This window comes from Massilia sp. DJPM01 (assembly GCF_030348125.1).
Taxonomy (GTDB): Bacteria; Pseudomonadota; Gammaproteobacteria; order Burkholderiales; family Burkholderiaceae_D; genus Telluria_A; species Telluria_A frigida.
This window is the reverse complement of record NZ_JAQOZV010000055.1, coordinates 34,970-52,229: the sequence shown is the minus strand read 5'-3', so window position 1 is coordinate 52,229 and position 17,260 is coordinate 34,970. Positions and strand designations below refer to the sequence as shown.

At 60.5% G+C, this 17,260-nt stretch carries 16 protein-coding genes and 2 pseudogenes; 11 read left to right on the top strand and 7 right to left on the bottom strand.

Features of this window, described 5'->3' with window-relative positions:
- Positions 1-33: 33 nt before the first annotated feature.
- The 3 genes from PO883_RS27225 to PO883_RS27215 all read right to left on the bottom strand — a co-directional run bounded on the left by PO883_RS27225 (position 34) and on the right by PO883_RS27215 (position 3,683).
- Positions 34-2,544: a hypothetical protein gene (locus PO883_RS27225; protein ID WP_289312546.1), complete on the bottom strand. Its 2,511-nt coding sequence runs from the start codon at positions 2,542-2,544 to the stop codon at positions 34-36.
- 260 nt (positions 2,545-2,804) lie between these two features.
- Entirely contained in the window at positions 2,805-3,047 is a 243-nt protein-coding gene (locus PO883_RS27220) for a hypothetical protein (RefSeq protein WP_289312545.1), read from the bottom strand.
- Between the two features lie 141 nt (positions 3,048-3,188).
- Complete coding sequence (locus PO883_RS27215) at positions 3,189-3,683, bottom strand: SgcJ/EcaC family oxidoreductase (protein ID WP_289312544.1); 495 nt, start codon at positions 3,681-3,683, stop codon at positions 3,189-3,191.
- 132 nt (positions 3,684-3,815) lie between these two features.
- Between PO883_RS27215 and PO883_RS27210 the strand changes: the two genes are divergently transcribed.
- The 4 genes and pseudogenes from PO883_RS27210 to PO883_RS27200 form a co-directional block, all read left to right on the top strand.
- Positions 3,816-4,571 carry a response regulator transcription factor gene (locus tag PO883_RS27210; RefSeq protein ID WP_289312543.1) on the top strand — a complete coding sequence of 252 codons (756 nt, stop codon included), beginning with the start codon at positions 3,816-3,818 and terminating at the stop codon, positions 4,569-4,571.
- A complete protein-coding gene (locus tag PO883_RS27205) occupies positions 4,568-5,386 on the top strand; it encodes a CHASE3 domain-containing protein (protein WP_289312542.1) in 819 nt (272 codons plus the stop codon). The genes PO883_RS27210 and PO883_RS27205 overlap by 4 nt, the downstream gene beginning before the upstream one ends.
- Positions 5,286-5,489: pseudogene (locus tag PO883_RS35230) on the top strand (histidine kinase dimerization/phospho-acceptor domain-containing protein); the annotation flags it as partial. The gene PO883_RS27205 and the pseudogene PO883_RS35230, both read left to right, overlap by 101 nt.
- A 208-nt stretch (positions 5,490-5,697) precedes the next feature.
- A pseudogene (locus PO883_RS27200) lies at positions 5,698-6,066 on the top strand (response regulator); the annotation flags it as partial.
- An 18-nt stretch (positions 6,067-6,084) separates the two neighbouring features.
- Here PO883_RS27200 and PO883_RS27195 read toward each other — a convergent pair.
- Entirely contained in the window at positions 6,085-7,143 is a 1,059-nt protein-coding gene (locus tag PO883_RS27195; protein WP_289312541.1) for an AI-2E family transporter, read from the bottom strand.
- 149 nt (positions 7,144-7,292) lie between these two features.
- On the opposite strand from PO883_RS27195, the gene PO883_RS27190 reads away from it, so the two are divergent.
- The 4 genes from PO883_RS27190 (at position 7,293) to PO883_RS27170 (ending at position 10,602) form a co-directional block, all read left to right on the top strand.
- Complete coding sequence (locus PO883_RS27190) at positions 7,293-8,030, top strand: hypothetical protein (RefSeq protein ID WP_289312540.1); 738 nt, start codon at positions 7,293-7,295, stop codon at positions 8,028-8,030.
- A gap of 195 nt (positions 8,031-8,225) precedes the next feature.
- Positions 8,226-8,957: a hypothetical protein gene (locus PO883_RS27185; protein ID WP_289312539.1), complete on the top strand. Its 732-nt coding sequence runs from the start codon at positions 8,226-8,228 to the stop codon at positions 8,955-8,957.
- A gap of 8 nt (positions 8,958-8,965) precedes the next feature.
- The gene (locus PO883_RS27180) at positions 8,966-9,349 is read left to right on the top strand and encodes a hypothetical protein (RefSeq protein WP_289312538.1); all 384 of its coding nucleotides are present in this window, start codon (positions 8,966-8,968) and stop codon (positions 9,347-9,349) included.
- A 341-nt stretch (positions 9,350-9,690) separates the two neighbouring features.
- Entirely contained in the window at positions 9,691-10,602 is a 912-nt protein-coding gene (locus PO883_RS27170; RefSeq protein ID WP_289312537.1) for an ADP-ribosylglycohydrolase family protein, read from the top strand.
- 43 nt (positions 10,603-10,645) lie between these two features.
- Here PO883_RS27170 and PO883_RS27165 read toward each other — a convergent pair whose 3' ends face one another.
- The gene (locus PO883_RS27165) at positions 10,646-10,912 is read right to left on the bottom strand and encodes a hypothetical protein (protein ID WP_289312536.1); all 267 of its coding nucleotides are present in this window, start codon (positions 10,910-10,912) and stop codon (positions 10,646-10,648) included.
- 202 nt (positions 10,913-11,114) lie between these two features.
- Complete coding sequence (locus PO883_RS27160; RefSeq protein WP_289312535.1) at positions 11,115-11,852, bottom strand: NUDIX domain-containing protein; 738 nt, start codon at positions 11,850-11,852, stop codon at positions 11,115-11,117.
- A 179-nt stretch (positions 11,853-12,031) separates the two neighbouring features.
- Here PO883_RS27160 and PO883_RS27155 point away from each other — a divergent pair, with 179 nt between their 5' ends.
- From PO883_RS27155 to PO883_RS27145, 3 genes are all read left to right on the top strand, one after another.
- The gene (locus PO883_RS27155) at positions 12,032-12,874 is read left to right on the top strand and encodes a TIGR02452 family protein (RefSeq protein ID WP_289312534.1); all 843 of its coding nucleotides are present in this window, start codon (positions 12,032-12,034) and stop codon (positions 12,872-12,874) included.
- A 148-nt stretch (positions 12,875-13,022) separates the two neighbouring features.
- A complete protein-coding gene (locus tag PO883_RS27150) occupies positions 13,023-14,801 on the top strand; it encodes a DUF885 domain-containing protein (protein WP_289312533.1) in 1,779 nt (592 codons plus the stop codon).
- Between the two features lie 111 nt (positions 14,802-14,912).
- The gene (locus tag PO883_RS27145) at positions 14,913-16,616 is read left to right on the top strand and encodes a methyl-accepting chemotaxis protein (protein WP_289312548.1); all 1,704 of its coding nucleotides are present in this window, start codon (positions 14,913-14,915) and stop codon (positions 16,614-16,616) included.
- Here PO883_RS27145 and PO883_RS27140 read toward each other — a convergent pair.
- Positions 16,613-17,251 carry a TetR/AcrR family transcriptional regulator C-terminal domain-containing protein gene (locus PO883_RS27140; RefSeq protein WP_289312532.1) on the bottom strand — a complete coding sequence of 213 codons (639 nt, stop codon included), beginning with the start codon at positions 17,249-17,251 and terminating at the stop codon, positions 16,613-16,615. The two genes, PO883_RS27145 and PO883_RS27140, sit on opposite strands and share 4 nt — an antisense overlap.
- Positions 17,252-17,260: the final 9 nt, after the last annotated feature.

The window sequence follows — 17,260 nt, the reverse complement described above, 5'->3', positions numbered from 1 at the left end:
GGGCGAAAGGCCATGGTGTGTGGAGCGATTACGTTATTGCGGATTAGCTACCATATCGAATTTTTTCAGCCTGGCGCCTGATATATAGTACAAGTTCCCAGTCTCATCAATATCCACCGAATTGACACCGCTCGAAATAACCAGCTCGGGGCGCTGTCCAGGCGTTTTTATGGAAACGCGGTACAATTTGTCGTCGAATGAAATATACACGTAGCCGTTTTTAGCCTCCGCCATCTTGGCTGCCTTCCACGCGATGTTCCACTCTGAGTACCTGTAACCAAATAAATTCTTTTGCTGAATAACACCCAGTGGGTTGGCGGGATCGTAAATAAACAAGGTGTCTTCCGCTAATCCCCAGATCTTGCCTTGAACATTAATTAATGTTGAAATGACCAGTCTGTCCTTTACCGGATTAATCAACGTGGGCACTGCTTTGGGATTGGAAATGTCAAGCGAGAATAGTGTTGCGGTTTCATAAGCGCCATTGGCATCTTTCACGGGCTTGTCATTATAAGCGCCCCAGGTCGACGTGCCGCCATAAATGACATTGCCGATATTAGTCAGCGCTAGAATGCTTTGGCCGGCTATAAAGTTATCGGTGATGACTGGCACGGCCGGGACTGACGATTCGTCAAGTGATAGAATCGCCAGAGATCCGCTAGCATTGACGGCATATTGTGGTACGGTGCCGACAACGAGCTTGTTCACAGGTGCTGGAATGGCCAGCATGGCAAATGGCCGGTCCTGCTTGTGAGTGCCGCTCAAATTGAATAATTCTTTCTTGTTCTCAAGTCCCGTTGTTGTTACATCAAATGATGCGATTTTCGCATACTGATACAGTCCGGCGTATAACTTGTCGTCTAATACGGCAAGGCCTTCCGCCTGATCAGCTTCATTCTTGAGTGTTGCCGGGGTCGTGGCCGCGGGGTCGAATGTTGCGAGACCACCGTCAAGAAAACCGGCGGTGAAAACTTTCGGGTTGGCGCCCGGCCCCACAGTCAACGTCCTAAGGCCTGTCGCAACAACCGGACTTTTAAACCGAACAACCGGAGATGTAGAGTTCGATCTATAGTTGTGCTTCACGATCCACCCAAACCCGGCTTCACCCTCACGTACACATGCGATCACCTCATTATTATCGGTAAACATGAATGCTGCACTTTGGCTCATCGGAGTGATTTTATCTTCCGTGCCGCCTTTTATACTGTATGAGTATAAATGTGAAGCTTTATTTATGTGGGTTGGGTCCGGCTTGGTGTAAAAGACCAGGTCGCCCTGAGTGGCCGGGGCAACCGCAGGCGCAAGCCCGCTGATCCCGAATGAATTAATCTGATCGATGATAGGCGGCTTGGCCGTTGGTGTACTTGGATCCAGTACCAGCGTTTGATTCAACAAGCTTCCTGTTATTCGTGCGAATACTTTTCCACCAACATAATCAGTATAATAAGTATAATCCCAGTTAGTGCCTTTCGCAACGCCGCCAAGTAAGTTCTTAGGGTTGTTTCCGGACAAATCAGTCTGATACGAGGCTGCAGATGTTCCAAGCCCCCAATAAATCTTTTCGCCAATTTTATCAACAGCAAGCGAACGCACATTCTTCGCGGTGCTTAGCGGACCCGGGATCGGATACATTTTAGAATCGCTTGGCGTGAAATGGAACGCAGCAGCATCCTTCGATCCACCGCCATACATGCTCCCATTGGAACCTGGCTTGAGTGTCCAAATTGCCTCGGAAATTGATGTTCCCACGAGCTTGACAGTCGTCGATCCATAAGCATGCTGGTAAAGCCGGCCGGAGGCGGTTCCGATATAAACGGTCCGGTCGGTCGCAACAGCGACGCTCAGTATTTCTTCGGTCTTCGGCAATTCAACTTCAAAACGTCGCTCACCATTACTAACGTCGTACGCAGCGAATTTTGCTGGAAAGCCAGTGGCGCCAACATACAGGACATCGCCGTCGAATGCAGCAGCAGAGACGAGGGAGCGTGTTATCTGGTCACCTTTATCTTGAATCTCGGGGGTAGTGAAGGTGATGTTATCGAAGTAGGCGGTTGCAGGCGCCGCATTTGCGGTAAATAGCACCACCGAGGCTTTTGTTGCGCCTGCCGGTGCAATAACGGAAAGCTTTGTCAGCAACCATTGATCGTTATTGCCGACAGCACCCATCGACGTTGCAATCGGTAAAGCCGTAGTGCCAGCATAGAACTTAATTGCCACCATCACGGTTGCCGGGTCGGTATTGTTCTGCAACTTTACCTGGGCGGATACATCGATTTGCGCGCCGGCCTTCACCGCCACTTGCTCGCTTTCGGCCACCGCCGACACATTCGGACCCGGGTCGGAGAGTTTGATGGCACCCGAATTGTCATATCCCCCGGTGGTGGACCATGTGACCAAGTTAGGATTGGAAATCGTCCAGCCTGGCGGATTCGTGGTGATTGTTGGGTTGCTTGTAAACTTTGGATTTCTCAGAACGAGATTTGTCGCCGCTTGAGTGGTCGACATTGTTGCTATCGACCCTATAGAAAGCAGTAAGAGCGCCATGCACTTGCTTGTCTGCTTGGATGAGCGAATAAATATTTTCATACGTAGTCTCAGGTTCCCAAATTATAAATATCTGTTGAAAAAATTAGCGAGTAACTAGTGGCGATAACAACTATTACCAGCCTTGGTCATAATATATCATATGAGATAACATTGACATAAATTTCATCCGTAATCGCCTGTTTGCCATAGGAAAGCAGAGTAGATAATGGGCAAATCGTTGGGTCAGGAGCTATATACAAATTTATCCAGATTTGAATTTAACTATAAGGGTTACGTTTAAATACAATAAAAAACTTGACAGGATTATCTCGAGATGAATTATCGGAGATGTCTTTTATTTCGCTGCTTACCATGCGGCGTTTTGCGGCTGGCTTGCCGCATGCGCTGGGCAGCAGCCTGAAGTGATGCACAAGCCTTAACGGCGCAATATCGTCGGACCCGCTATCAAGCGCCGCAATGACTTGCGCGCCGTTGCAAACCGATATGGCAAGCGCGCCCATGACTAGTTAGGTGCCGTGGTCGCGCTGCCATCACTTTATGGCTCCTCCAGCGTCGGCCTGCTTTATGGACGGTTATGACCAAGGTCAGCGTCCAGGCCCCACAACGGGCCTGCCTCCCTCATGTTCCCGGCGTTGGCCGTCTTAGTTCAACGCCACCTGTTCCGGCATCGCCGATGAATGGTGCTTCAGGATCAGCCATTCCTTCCCGAGTTTCTTGTACACGAAGGTGTACCGCGCCTGCACCTTGGCCGGCTTGCCCTCCTTGACGATGTCAAAGGTGTACACGCCGCTGTCGACCGCGCTATCCTTGCTCGGCATCTGGATATGACGCGAATTGATCACGCCGTGCGGCTTCAGTTCCAAAAAATGCACGAAATAATCCTCGATTTCCGCCGGCGTTGTCCTCACCAGGTTCGACACGGTCGGCTGCAACACCGCCTTCGGGTGATACAGCTTGACCACTTCTGCCGGCTTGCCGGTGCCCAGCGCGGCGCGCCAGCGGCCGAACAGGCCGGCAATCTCGCGCTCCTGCTTTGTGACGGGCGCGACGGCTTCGTTGCCGTACACCCGTGGCGGCTCCTTGGCATAGGCAAGGCTGCAAGCGAAGAGGGAAGCGGCAAGAATCAGTTTTTTCATGAAGTTCTCCTGTTAAATCAAAGTGGATGGTGCATTGCTTGCTGCGACAGGCAAACTTTCGCCCGCCGCCAGCGCCTTGCCGTCCGCCGCCAGGCCTAGCTGGAACTCTGCCGTTCGGCATTTACTGCGCATATGCCCCGTACCACTTCTCCCTGCGTCCACACCCTGCGCGAGCACTATCGCGTGCAGCAAGCCAATACCGCCCGCCTGCGTCTGCTGCACGACGCCGGCCAGGCGCTCGCCGCGCTGGACGCGATGCTCGGCTTTGCCCTGGCCTTTTCCGCCTTCGACTGCGGCAGCGTGCTGGCCGACGACAGCGGCGCGCTGCGCGTACAGGCCGCGCGCGGCGAAGTCCTGCCGGCCGGCATGCGCTTTCCCGCGCAAGGCGCCCTGGCCGCCAGCCTGAAGGACGAGGCGGGCGTGCTGGTCCGGCGTAACAGCATCAGCCGCATGCTGCTGCCGGCCGGGGCGATGGCCGGCGTCGAGCTGCTGTTTTCCCTGCGTTCGGCCGGGCGTGCGCTGGGCGTGCTGCAACTGGCCAGCCGCCGCCCGCTGCCGGTTCCCGGCGAGGCCGACCTGGCCGCCTTGTCCACCCTGGCCAGCATGCTGGCTTCGGCCTTGCCGCAGGGTGCCGCGCGGGCGACGGTCCCGCCCGCGCAATCGGCCAAGCTGCTCACCCCGCTGACGCCGCGCGAGCGCGAGGTGTTGGGCTTGCTGCCGCACGGACTGACCAATGCCGACATCGCCCTGCGCCTGGGCATCGCACCCGGCACGGTGAAGGTGCATGTGGAACGCATCATCCACAAGTTCGGCCTGGCCGACCGCACCCAGGTCGCCGCCCGCGCGGTCGAACTGGGCTTCGGCCATTCCGGCGCGACGAACCCATGAGCGCGCTGTCGAGATGGTCCCAGTGGTGGTCGAACCGCTCCTTGCGCGTCAAGGGGCTGGTGCTGATCGCGGTGCCGCTGGTGATCCTGCTGGGCGCGCTCGCCTCCAGCTACCTGATGGGGGCCGAAAGCCGCCGCGCCCAGCAGGGCGCGCAGCGCACCTTGCAGATCCAGCACGACATCCAGGAAGTGCATTCCTTGCTGGCCGAGGCAGCCACCGGCGTACGCGGCTACCTGTTGACGGGGCGCGCGAATTTCCTGGAACGCTACCGGATTGCCGAAACCGAGCTGCCGCGCACCTTGCGCCGGCTGCGCGGGCAGATCCGCGATCCGCAGCAGCGTGCCTTGCTCGACCAGGTGGCCGCCCTGGCCGCGAGAAAAAGCGAGGGCTTGAGCGAACTGGTCGCCCTGGGCAACACCACGCCGGCGGCCACGCTGGTGCCGATCCTGGTATCGAACAAGGTGGTGCTGGACGAGCTGCGCGCCCACATCGACGCCATGCTGGCGCGCGAAGACGTGCTGCGGCGCGAGAGCGAGCGTTTCGCCGACCAGGTCTACACGCGCACCATGGTCGCCACCGGCGTGGCCAGCGCGGCCGGGGTGCCGGGTGCGTTCGTCGTGGTGCTGCTGTTTTCAACCGGCATCGGGCGCCGCGTGCGCGACCTGGCCGATAACGCGCAGCGGCTGGCGCGCGGCGTGCATGGAGCATGCCAGCATGCTGCTGGCGGCCCGCGGCGCCGACGCCGAGCAAGCCTATCGCGAAGCCGAACGCGCCAGCCAGGCCAAGACCGAATTTCTGTCGCGCACCAGCCATGAACTGCGCACGCCGCTCAACGCGATCCCGGGCTTTGCCCAGCTGCTCGAACGTGATCTCACCACGCCGGCCGAGCGCGAGCATGTCGGCCATATCCTGAAAGGCGGCCGTCACCTGCTGGCGCTGATCAATGAAGTGCTCGATATCGCCCGCATCGAAACCGGCCATCTGGACCTCGATCCGGAGCCGGTCGAGGTGGACAGCCTGCTGCGCGAAGCGCTGGCCCTGATCGCCCCGATGGCCGGCGAGCGCGGCGTGACCCTGGCCGCGCCGGCACCGTCGTCCGCCGTGCACGTGCTGGCAAGGGTTTCGCAATGTCGTCAGCACCACCGATCCGCGCCGTACGCTCGATCTGGTGTCGGCGTTCGATCCCGACCTGGTGCTGCTCGACCTGATGATGCCGGACCTGGACGGTTACGCGGTCCTGGAGCAACTGGCGCGCCGCACCCCGCCCAACGAGTTTCGTCCGGTCATGGTCATCAGCGCCGACGTCGCCCAGGAAGCCAGGCGGCGCGCGCTGTCGCTGGGGGCCAAGGATTTCCTGACCAAGCCGTTCGACCTGATCGAGACGATGCTACGCATCTGCAATCTGCTCGAAACCAGCCTGCTGTACAAGCGCCTGCAAGCGCTCACCTCCCCGGAGCCGCCGCTGCAGCGCTGGCACCCGAAGCCGGACGACTGAGCGGATGCGGCCAGGCGCTCAGTCGGTATGGAACTCGCTGGCCGAGGCAAACAGGTCCCAGGCGGCAATGAACAGCGCCGCCACCACCGGGCCAATCACAAAGCCGTTCAGGCCGAACAGCGCCATGCCGCCCACGGTGGAAAGCAGCACCACATAGTCTGGCATCTTGGTGTCCTTGCCCACCAGGATAGGGCGCAGGATATTGTCGACCAGTCCGATCACGACCACGCCAAAGGCGCTCAGTACGACGCCTTCCCAGATCGATCCGGTGGCCAGGAAATAGATGGCGACCGGCGCCCACACCAGGGCCGCCCCGACCGCCGGCAGCAGCGACAGGAATGCCATCACCACGGCCCACAGCACCGGCGCCTGCACGTCCAGGAACCAGAAGATCAGTCCACCGAGCGCGCCTTGCGCAATCGCGACCAGGATATTGCCCTTGACGGTAGCGCGGGTCACGGCGGTGAAATTGTTGAACAGGCGCTGTTTATATTTGCGGCTCAGCGGAACGGCGCCCTTGATGCGCGCAGCGAGCGCCTGGCCATCGCGCAGCAGGAAATACAGCAGGTACAGCATGATGCACATGCTGACCATCAGATCGACGGTGTAGCTGCCCACATGGATGGCCTGGCGCGCGACGGTCTGGCTGACCTGGGACGCGCCTTCGGTCATCTTCTGCTGGAGCTTCGACAGGGTGGACAGGTCGAAACGTTCCAGCAGATTGACGGCCCACTGCGGCAGCGCAGCCATGATTTTCTTGAAGTAGGTGCCCACGCTCAGATCGCCGGAGCGGACCATTTCGTAGATGGAGGCGGCCTGGTCGACCAGGGACACCGCGACCAGCGACAGCGGCAAGATCACCATGACCACGATCGACAGCAGCGTCAGGAAGGCTGCCAGGTTGGGTTTGTTATTGGTCTTCCTGAGCAGCCAGCGGTTCAGCGGCGCGAACAGGATCGCCAGCACCACGCCCCAGAACACGGCGCCGGCAAAGGGAGCCAGGATCCAGCCGAAGCCGATGGTGACCAGGGCGAGAAGAAGCAGAAACGATTTTTGCTGGAGGGTGTAGTGGTGCATAGTGGCTTTGCGATATGATTTCGATAATTATTGTGGGCCTATCATAATCTATCCCATGAGCTGGGTGCGTGCGTTGGGATACGCAAGCGGACTGGCTGCGGCCGGCGTTCGCGCGACTGATAGAATACGGCGTACTTTTTGGCACATACATGAGCATTACACACATCAAAACACTGACGGCCGCGATCTTGTTCGTCCCGCTGCTGGCCTTTGCGGCGCCACCCGACATCACGGCCAGTATCGAGACGCGCCATGGCAGGGTAGACGTGATTGCGGACGCGGATGTCACGCACCTGCTTGTCGCGGGCAAGAAAATCGCGACCCTCGGCGTCGGCAGCGCATCCCTGTTTCGCATTACTTCCGCGGCGGAGCGGGAATACATCATCGTGCAAGGCAGCCGCCCTGGTTTGCATTGCCATTACTCATATCGCTTGCTTGCATTGTCCGATAGTGGGCCGAAGGTGTCGAAGGAATTCGGACAATGCCTCGACCTTGGCGGCGCCGGCATGTCCGGGGCCGAGCCGGTGGTGCATCTGAACAGTCGGGTGGACCCGGAAGCCGGGGTCGAAACCTATCAGTGGCAGGGCGATGACGTCAACCTGGTGTTTGAATCGCCCACCCTGTGCGGCGCAGCCGGGTTCCTGGCCCAGAAAAATGCCGCGCCGGTGCGCGCGCCGCTTGCCAGCCGCGTCAAGGGTTCCGGACGCTTGCAATTCCTGAGCGCTCCCGATGCCGGCTGCGCGATGCCTGGCGTGTTTGTGGTGCCAGGTGATAAGGTGACGGCCAGCCTGGCCTCCGGTGCGTTCGTGTATGCGAGCTACACCAATCCAAAAAGCGGACGCAAAGTTCAGGGATGGTTGGCGCGCGAACGCCTGTCGGATCTGTAACGCCCGTAGCAAAAACGATTTTTGCTGGAGCGTGTAGTGGTGCATAGGAACTTTGCGATATGAATTCGATAATTATTGTAGGCTTATCATAATCTATCCCATGACCACAGTGCGTGCGTTGGGATACGCAAGTGAACCGACTGCGGGCCAGTCTTTGCATCACTGCTAGAATACGACGACTTTTTGGGCGCGCACATGAACTTTACCCACATCAAACAACTGACCGCCGCGATCTTGTTCGCTCCGCTGCTTGCCTGCGCGGCGGAGCCCGTCACAGAGCTTCACACAAGCTATGGCAAGGTCGAGGTCATTCGGAACACGGAGCCGGTACAGCTCCTCTTCGCCGGCAAGAAAATTGCCTCCATCGGTGCAGACTCCGCATCCCTGATACCCTACTATTCAAAGGGCGGACCCGAATATGTTGTTGTGCAAACGATTCGCGCCGATCCGACGTGCACGTATGTCTATCTGATGCTGGAAGTGTCGGACGAGGGGGCGAAAGTGTCGAAAGAATTCGGGCGCTGTCGCCACATCGCCGGCTCCGGCATGGCCGGAAGCGAACCAGTTTTGCACCTGAGCAATCAAGAGGGCCAGCAAGCCGGCGTAGAAACCTATCAGTGGCACGGCGCCGATGTGACTCTCGCCGTTGAGTCGCCGAGCATATGCAGTGCGCAGGGATTCCTGGCCCGGAAAAATGCCCAACCCTTGCGCGCGCAGCTGGTCAGCCGTGTCTCGGGCAGTGGGCGCCTGCAATTCCTTAGCGCGCCCGATACGAACTGCGCTATGCACGGCGTGTTCGTGGTGCCGGGCGACAGCGTGACCGCCAGCCTGGCTGCGGACGGCTACGTGTATGTCAACTACACCAATCCCAAGAGCGGGCGGAAAGTCCAGGGCTGGGTGCCGCGCGAGCGCCTGTCGGATCTGTGACGCCCGCCATGGAACACGACCATTACCTTCATCCCCAACGATTCCCCAAAAACGCGGAAGGTCCCTTCTACACGACAGGAAGTCAACTGCGAAATGGCATATGGTGTAGCGACTGCATGTCCTGCGAGCTGCCGGAAAATGAGGCGCCGTCGCTGCTCGCGCCCTTAACCAACAATAACAGCGATACCTATTTTGTTCGGCAGCCGGTGACCGGCGACGACATTGATCAGGCATGCGCAGCCATCAACGTCTGCTGTACCGGCGCACTTCGCTACGGTGGATGCGATCCCGGAATCCTGGCAAAGCTGGACCCATCGCGTTGTGATTACCCCAAATCAGGGCGCTTGTACAAGCTTTTCCGGTCCCTCTTTTTCAGGAAGAATGACGGATGATCCATGATCAATTCGAAGTATGTCACCTGCTTGACGGCGCAACAGGTAAGGAAGCGTGCCTTTGCTGGCCAAGTAGTCATTGATCTCGTAGAAAATTTGTCGTGTGGAATTGTGCTTCTCCAGCAGGCGCCGGAACCTCGGCAAGGTCGTCGTATCCGGCGCCGATTCGTGCGCCAGCTCGACCCCGATGGAAGGCGTGGCGCGCCTGTTTGGTGGCTGGACGTTTTCAAAGGATCTCCCTGGAGAGTTGCGTTAGCTGCCCGACGCACTGAAAGCGCGCCTGTTATCGAATGCAAGGTAGTGTGCAGCGTCCATTCACGTCATATGAAGGTCGATTCTTGATGAGTCCATTAGCACGTGCACTTGAATCACTTGAGGGCCTGTCGGTTGGGGATGCGTTCGGTCAGTGTTTTTTTCAGCTTGCCGATCCGGACCGCCACGTTGCCGAACGCCAGTTGCCGGCGGCGCCATGGCATTACACCGACGACACGGAGATGTCGCTGTCGGTGCTGTCCATGCTCGCTCAATGTGGCCGCATCGACCAGGAACGGCTGGCCGCCAGCCTGGCCAGCCATTACGATTACGACCGGGCCTATGGTCCGTCGATGCAACGGGTACTGGCCCGCATTCGCGAGGGCGAACATTGGCGTGTGGTCGCCGGCAGTACCTTTGAGGGGCAGGGCTCGTGGGGGAATGGCGCGGCCATGCGCGCGGCCCCGTTGGGTGCTTTCTTCGCGGACGATCTGGAGATGGCGGCCGGGCAGGCGCTGCTGTCCGCGCAAGTCACGCATGCGCACGCCGAAGGGGAAGCTGGCGCCGTCGCCGTGGCCCTTGCCGCCGCGCAGGCGGTCCGTCTGCGCGGCTGCGTTTCCCTGCCAACGCCGCGCGACTTTCTGGAAAGCGTGCTGGCGCTGCTGCCCCAAAGCGAGGTGCGCTCGCGTATCGTGCGGGCGCAGTCGATCGGCAGCGTCACATCGGTCCAATTCGCGGTATCCATTCTTGGCAACGGCACCGGCATGTCCGCGCAGGATACGGTGCCGTTTGCACTGTGGTGCTGCAGCCACCATCTTGATAATTACCCGGAGGCGCTGTGGCTCGCCGTCAGCGCAGGCGGGGATCGCGATACCGTTTGCGCTATCGTGGGCGGCATCGTCGCCTCATATACTGGCCTGTCAGGTATTCCAAACGAGTGGAAAGGCAAGCGCGAGCCGTTGCCGGCGTGGCATGTGGCAAATGGGCCGGGCGAGCAATGAGTGAATGGGAAAACGCCGGCGCAGTCCATCCCGGGATTGATCGTTACAGATCCTCCGCGTCGACTGGCGGTTCGCCAGCAAGTACGCGGTTGTAGCTACCGCTATCGGGTGTGTACGCAGTGAACTGGTTTTTGGTGCTCAGTTCGACGAGGACACGTCCGCATTCCTTGCATTCAAATATATCCCGCGAGAGACTGAGGTATTGCGTGTGAATGTGGTCGTGCACGATATCGCCGTGGCTTAGCTTCAAATCGACATACCCCTGGCCGTAGCCCTTTTGCAGAAGCCATTCGTCAACGCTGCCATTCACGGCCGCCGTGACGAAACTCTGCGTCTCGTCGACAACCCAGTCAAAGAAGGGTTGCGGTTAACATCGGGGAGGAACGATGCCTTGTAGGGCAGCGAATCGCTGACGTCGCTGATCGTTTTTCCGCAGGTACAAGCTAATTTACTCATCGCCCAGGCCAGTCAAAAAATGGATGAAAAAACGTCGTGCAGGAGTCGTGCCGTGTTCATGCTCCCATCGTCCTGCTGAAAAAGACGGTCGGCTGCCCGCTGCGGATGCGGTACAGCTGCGCCGGGCGATTGCTGCCGTGGCGCTGCTTGCCGGTGATCTCTTCCAGAAAATCGCCTTCCTTGACGCGTTTGCGAAAGGCGCTCTTGTCGATCGGCCGCCCCAGCACGATTTCATATACGCGCTGCAAGTCGGACAAGGTGAATTCCTCCGCCAGCAAATGCGCCGGCAGCGACGTGTATTCAACCTTGTTGCGCAGCCGCTGCACCGCGGTGGTCACGATCATGGCGTGGTCGAATGCCAGGTCGATATCCGCGCCGACCTCGCCGATCGAGTGCCAGCAAGCGGCGTCCGCCCCTGCTCCGTGCTGGAGTTCAATATGATCCGATCCGATCAGCGCGAAATAGGCGAACGTGGCGGACCAGCCGCGCGGGTCGCGCGTGCTGCTGCCGAATCCCTGCAATTGCTCCAGATAAGGGGCCGACACTCCGGTCTTTTCGCGCAGCTTGCGCAAGGCCGTCGCGTCCAGATCGAGGTCGCGCCGGACATCGATAAACCCGCCCGGCAAAGCCCATTGCCCCTTGGCCGGATGCGCGCCGCGCTGTACCAGCAGCACGTGCAGCGCCTGCTCCCTGACCGTGAAGATCACCAGGTCGACGCTGGTCAAGGGCACATCGAACGCGTGGACGTTGTAACTGGCGAGATATTCCTGTTCAGTGAGATCGGCGGTACTCATTGTTTTCCTCGTTGTGGCGAGCGCGGATTTTACCACTTTCCACTCCTTAGTTGAAAATACAAACTAAGTTAGTTGTATATTCCAACTAAGTGATTTATGATGCAGATGCGCGGCCGGTGCAACGCTGCCGCCGTGCGTGTTTTACGTAATGACCATCATAAAAAGAAAAAGGAACACCAATGAATAATCGACATTATCGCGCAGCCGTTGCGCAAGAAACCCTGGCCGTGCTGGAGCGGGGGAACTATGAAAATGCGCACGGAGAAACCGTGTCCATTGCCGAGGCCCTGGCGTTCGCCAAAGCGCAATCCCATCATTATTCATCCGAGCAGCTGGCGCAACTGAGCGCGGCGCCGGTGTCGGGCGAAGCGGCGCTCACGCGCTTTGAAGTGCGCAATGAATCGACCCTGGCCGCAGCCCGGCGCGGCGTTGCTGTTGGGCGCGAGAATCCGCTGTGTCTCAATTTCGCCTCCGCGAAAAACCCCGGCGGCGGCTTTCTGGGCGGCGCCGAGGCGCAGGAAGAAAACCTGGCCAAATCGTCCGGCCTGTATCCCTGCATCGTGCAGATGACCGCCATGTACGAGGCCAATCGCGCGCTCAAGTCCTGCATCTACAACGACGACATGATCTATTCGCCCAAGGTGCCGGTTTTTCGCGACGATGCGTATGCCTTGCTCGATGCGCCTTATGTCGTTTCCATCGTGACCGCGCCGGCCGTGAACCGGGGTGCGCTTTCCCGCAATGAGCCGGAGCGGATGCAGGATGTGGCGCCGCGCATGCTGCGGCGAATCGACATGCTGCTGGCGCTGGCCCTGCATCACGGTCATCAGGATGTGATTCTCGGGGCCTGGGGCTGCGGCGTGTTCGGTAATCTGCCTGAGGAAATGGCGGGCTGGTTCGCCGCCCAGTTGCTGCATAACCCGCGCTACAAGAATGCGTTCCGCCACGTGACGTTCGCGGTGCTCGATCGTCAAGACCGCGGGACCTTCGCCGCGTTCGAGCAGGTGTTCGGGCGGCTGTAAATTTCTCTGATGCTGCCACAGCCTGCCGGTTCGATGGCCGCAGGCTGACATGCAAGCTTTGATCAATCGGCCGGTATCTGGTAAAACAGTGGTCCGCGCATCCGGCCGGTTCCCGGTCAGGCCGCATATGTATAAATCAAGGAGCGTCATGTCGAAGCCTCACACCACCATCCGTACTATCCGCGCCGCCGTCGCCCTGGCCATGCTGTCGCTGTGCGCCACTGTTTCTGCGGCCGAACCGGCGTGGGTTACCAAAAGTAATACCAACGCCAAGCTTGTGCTCAACGTGATGGCCAAATATTCACCTGAAGGCGCCAGCGGCCTGGGTGTCGATGGCTACGACGAGGAGATCACCGACCTGTCGCGCGACCGCTTCGAATTGACCAATAAAGATACCCGCGCCGTCATCGCGGAACTGCAAAAGCGCCGCAAAGCCGAAACCGACGTCAAAATCCGCCAGGATATCGATATCCTGATCGGCAGCGCCGAGGACCAGATGCGCGGGACCGCCCTGGACCGCAAGTATTTTGTCCCGTTCGATAATCTGGCCGACCAATTGTTCGGCGTGGTGCGCCAGACGCTCGATCCGCGCATTCCCAAGGAGCGCCAGAAGACGCTGCTGGTCCGGCTGCAGAAATACGCCGGCCTGGCCAAGGGATATCGCCCGGCCACCGAACTGGCGGTCGAACGCTTGCAGGAGCGCCTGAAAGCGAACAAGAACCTGGTCGGCCCTTTCAAGGATGAAGTGGAGCAGGCGATCAACGATAGCCCGACCCTGATCAAGGGCATCAAGGATTTGCTGAGCAAGAGCGACCTGAAAGGCTGGGAACCGAGTTTCGCCGCGCTGGAAACGCAGCTGACGGCCTACAACGAGCACGTGAAAAAGCAGATCCTGCCGCGCGCGCGCAGCGACCATCGTTTGCCGGCCGAGGTCTATGCGAATAACCTGCGCCAGTTCGGGGTCGATATCAGTCCGCAGGAATTGATCGCCAAGGCGCTGACATCGTTCGCCGAAATCCGCAACCAGATGAATATCACCGCCGGCCTGATCGCGCGCGAGCGCAAGCTGGCCAATCCCGATTACCGCGCCGTGATGGCCGAGCTGAAAAAGCAGCAGGTGGCGCCCGAGCAGGTCATGCCCTTGTACGCCGACCGCCTGAACCAGATCGAAGCGGCCGTGCGCGCGCAGAATATCGTGTCGCTGCCGGAGCGCAAGGCGGTGATCCGCATGGCCAGCACCGCCGAGAGCGCGGCGCAGCCGGCCCCGCACATGAACCCGCCGCGCCTGATTGGCAACACCGGCGAATATGGCGAATTCGTGCTGACCGCCGGCATGCCGCCCGATGCCAAGGGAAAAACGCTGGCCTTCGATGACTTCACCCACGAAGCGGCAACCTGGACGCTGACGGCGCACGAAGCGCGCCCCGGGCACGAGCTGCAATTTGCCAAGATGATCGAAACCGGCGTCTCGACCGCGCGCGCGGTGTTTGCATTTAACAGCGTCAACGTCGAGGGATGGGCCTTGTACGCGGAAGCGGAAATGCAGCCCTACGAGCCGCTCGACGGCCAGCTGTTCGCGCTGCAAGCCCGCATGCACCGCGCCGCCCGCGCCTTCCTCGATCCAATGGTCAACCTGGGCGAGATCACGCCGGAAGGCGTCAAGGCCTTCCTGATGGATGAGGTGGGGCTGTCGGAAGGCATGGCGACCCAGGAAGTGCAGCGCTACACCTTCCGCGCGCCGGGCCAGGCAACCTCGTATTTTTACGGCTACCAGCGCTTGATGGAAACGCGCCAGGCAGCCGAGGTCGCCCTGCGCAAGAAGTTCAACCGCCAGGCTTTCAACGACTTCGTGCTGGCGCAGGGGCTGGTGCCGCCGACGCTGCTGCGCCAGGCCGTGCTGCAAGAGTTCGTGCCGGCCCAGCGCTAAACCGGGCGGCTGTGCCGCTTAACAACACCCTTTGACTGCGTTGCATGCAGCAGGCTTACAATGATTCTCATTGCTTAGCCCATGTGAACGCTGTCAAGGGGGATTGTCGTGATGTTTTCTCATCTGAAAATTGGTGCGCGTCTGGCAATCGGGTTTGGCTTGACGATTTGCATCTTGCTGGTGATGTCCCTGTTCGGCATCAGCCGCATCCGCTACACCAGTTCCCTGACCGACCATATCGTCAACGACCGCTACGTCCAGGTCGAACTGACCAATGTCATGCGCAGCTACGCCAACCGCGGCGCCCAGTCGCTGCGCAATGCCATGCTGGCGCCCGATCCGGCCCAGTCCAAGACCTTGATGAGCGGCATGCTCGATGCCGACCGCACCGGCGCCGAGGCATCCGCCAAGCTGGGCGCGATGATGGGCGCCGACGCAGCGAAACAACTATTCCAGGATCAGGCCAAGGCCTTCGATGCCTATTTCCAGCTGCGCTCGCAAGCGGTCAAGCGCTTCGAAGCGGGCGAGCGCGACGCGGCCATCCAGTTCCTGTTCAAGGAAGTCATTCCGGTACAGAACGCGTACTTCGGCCGGCTCGATGCCGTGCTCAAATACCAGACCGGACTGATGGCGCGCGACGGCAAGGATGCGGCGGACGCGTCCAGCTCGGCGGCGTTGATGATGTTGATGCTGCTGGCGCTGGCCAGCGCGATGTCGGCCGTGGCCGGCTTCCTGATCACCCGTTCCGTGACCGTGCCCATCGGCGAAGCGGTGACCCTGGCCGAAACGGTCGCGCGCGGCGACCTGACCAGCCGCATCGAGGTCACCCGCCAGGATGAAACCGGGCGCCTGCTGACGGCCTTGAAGGACATGGTGGAGGGCCTGACCCGCACCGTCGGCGCCGTGCGCAGCAGCACCGACACGATCACGACCGCCTCGTCCGAAATCGCCGCCGGCAATATGGACCTGGCGTCGCGCACCGAAAACCAGGCCGCCAGCCTGGAAGAAACCGCGTCGTCGATGGAAGAACTGACGTCCATCGTCAGCCAGAACGCCGACAATGCGCGCCAGGCCAACACGCTCGTGGTTTCCGCCGCCGAGCACGCCAACAAGGGTGGCCGCGTGGTCAGCGAAGTGGTCGAAACGATGGGCGCGATCAAGGAAAGTTCCGGCAAGATCGTCGATATCATCAGCGTGACCGACGCTATCGCTTTCCAGACCAACATCCTGGCGCTCAATGCCGCGGTCGAAGCGGCGCGCGCGGGCGAGCAGGGGCGCGGCTTCGCGGTGGTGGCGTCGGAAGTGCGTAACCTGGCCCAGCGCTCGGCCAGCGCCGCCAAGGAAATCAAGGCGCTGATCGACGATTCGGTGGGCAAGGTCGACACTGGCAGCGCGCTGGTCAACCAGGCCGGCGAAACGATGGGGCAGATCATGGCGTCGGTGCGCCAGGTGGCCGACATCATGGGCGAAATCGCCGCCGCCAGCGCCGAGCAGAGCGCCGGGATCGGGCAGGTGAATGTGGCCATCGTGGCGATGGACAATGCCACCCAACAAAATGCGGCCCTGGTCGAAGAGGCTGCCGCCGCCGCCGCGAGCATGCAGGGGCAGGCGGTGCAACTGGCCGAGGCGGTCAGCGTGTTCAAGCTGCATGGCGACGATGCGCACGGCGCGCCGCCGCGCACGCCGGCGCGCAGTGCGGTTGCCGCGCCAGCGCGTGCCAGGGTGGTCGCCAGGGCGCCAGCCAAGGCCCCGGCCAAAGCCGCGACCCGGAGCGTCAAGCCGTCGGTCCAGGCCGATGAGTGGGAACAGTTCTAGCCCGCGCCGGCCTTGATCTTGACGTCGAGGCCGGTGAGGATCAGGTCCAGTCCGGCCTCGAAGCGGGCCTCGAAATCCATGTCGAACAGATCGTCCATGGCGGCCAGCACGTGCGGATAGCGTTGCGCGGCCAATTCCTCGAACGGAGCGCGCCGGCTGGCCGCATCGATGGGGGCGGCGGCGGCCGGGTCCAGGCCCTGTTCCTCCATCACAAACCCGAGCACGTAGTACAGGATGGAAAACGCGCCCCAGCCCGCCATGCGGGTGCTGGCGCCAGCCGTGCGCAGCGGGCCGATCATCGACTCGGCCACGCGCAGCACGTTGTCGGTGACCACATAGGTGCCGGCGAACACGCGCGCGCCGTCGCGCCGGGCGAGCAGGGCGGCGCGCACCGCCCGCGCCGTGGCGCCGGCCGCCTCGCGCCATGAGGCCGGCGCCACTCCCTGCGCCACCTCCGCCATCAGGGCGTCGGCCATGCCGTCCATCAACACCTGCTTGTTGGCAAAGTGCCAGTAGAGCGATGCGGCCTTGATGTCGAGGGCGTCCGCCAGCCGGCGCATTGTCAATCCTTCCAGGCCGACTTCATCGAGCAAGCCGAGTGCCGTGGCGATCACCGCCGCGCGCGAAATTCCCATTGTTTTCCT

Excerpts from the sequence above, each read along its gene's own strand:
- PO883_RS27190 (WP_289312540.1), top strand. The coding sequence starts at position 7,293 with ATGAGCATTACACACATCAAAACACTGACGGCCGCGATCTTGTTCGTC.
- PO883_RS27205 (WP_289312542.1), top strand. The coding sequence starts at position 4,568 with ATGAGCGCGCTGTCGAGATGGTCCCAGTGGTGGTCGAACCGCTCCTTG.
- PO883_RS27180 (WP_289312538.1), top strand. The coding sequence starts at position 8,966 with ATGGAACACGACCATTACCTTCATCCCCAACGATTCCCCAAAAACGCG.
- PO883_RS27195 (WP_289312541.1), bottom strand. The coding sequence starts at position 7,143 with ATGCACCACTACACCCTCCAGCAAAAATCGTTTCTGCTTCTTCTCGCC.
- PO883_RS27210 (WP_289312543.1), top strand. The coding sequence starts at position 3,816 with ATGCCCCGTACCACTTCTCCCTGCGTCCACACCCTGCGCGAGCACTAT.
- PO883_RS27150 (WP_289312533.1), top strand. The coding sequence starts at position 13,023 with ATGTCGAAGCCTCACACCACCATCCGTACTATCCGCGCCGCCGTCGCC.
- PO883_RS27185 (WP_289312539.1), top strand. The coding sequence starts at position 8,226 with ATGAACTTTACCCACATCAAACAACTGACCGCCGCGATCTTGTTCGCT.
- PO883_RS27170 (WP_289312537.1), top strand. The coding sequence starts at position 9,691 with ATGAGTCCATTAGCACGTGCACTTGAATCACTTGAGGGCCTGTCGGTT.
- PO883_RS27140 (WP_289312532.1), bottom strand. The coding sequence starts at position 17,251 with ATGGGAATTTCGCGCGCGGCGGTGATCGCCACGGCACTCGGCTTGCTC.
- PO883_RS27215 (WP_289312544.1), bottom strand. The coding sequence starts at position 3,683 with ATGAAAAAACTGATTCTTGCCGCTTCCCTCTTCGCTTGCAGCCTTGCC.
- PO883_RS27160 (WP_289312535.1), bottom strand. The coding sequence starts at position 11,852 with ATGAGTACCGCCGATCTCACTGAACAGGAATATCTCGCCAGTTACAAC.
- PO883_RS27220 (WP_289312545.1), bottom strand. The coding sequence starts at position 3,047 with ATGGGCGCGCTTGCCATATCGGTTTGCAACGGCGCGCAAGTCATTGCG.
- PO883_RS27225 (WP_289312546.1), bottom strand. The coding sequence starts at position 2,544 with ATGGCGCTCTTACTGCTTTCTATAGGGTCGATAGCAACAATGTCGACC.
- PO883_RS27155 (WP_289312534.1), top strand. The coding sequence starts at position 12,032 with ATGAATAATCGACATTATCGCGCAGCCGTTGCGCAAGAAACCCTGGCC.
- PO883_RS27145 (WP_289312548.1), top strand. The coding sequence starts at position 14,913 with ATGTTTTCTCATCTGAAAATTGGTGCGCGTCTGGCAATCGGGTTTGGC.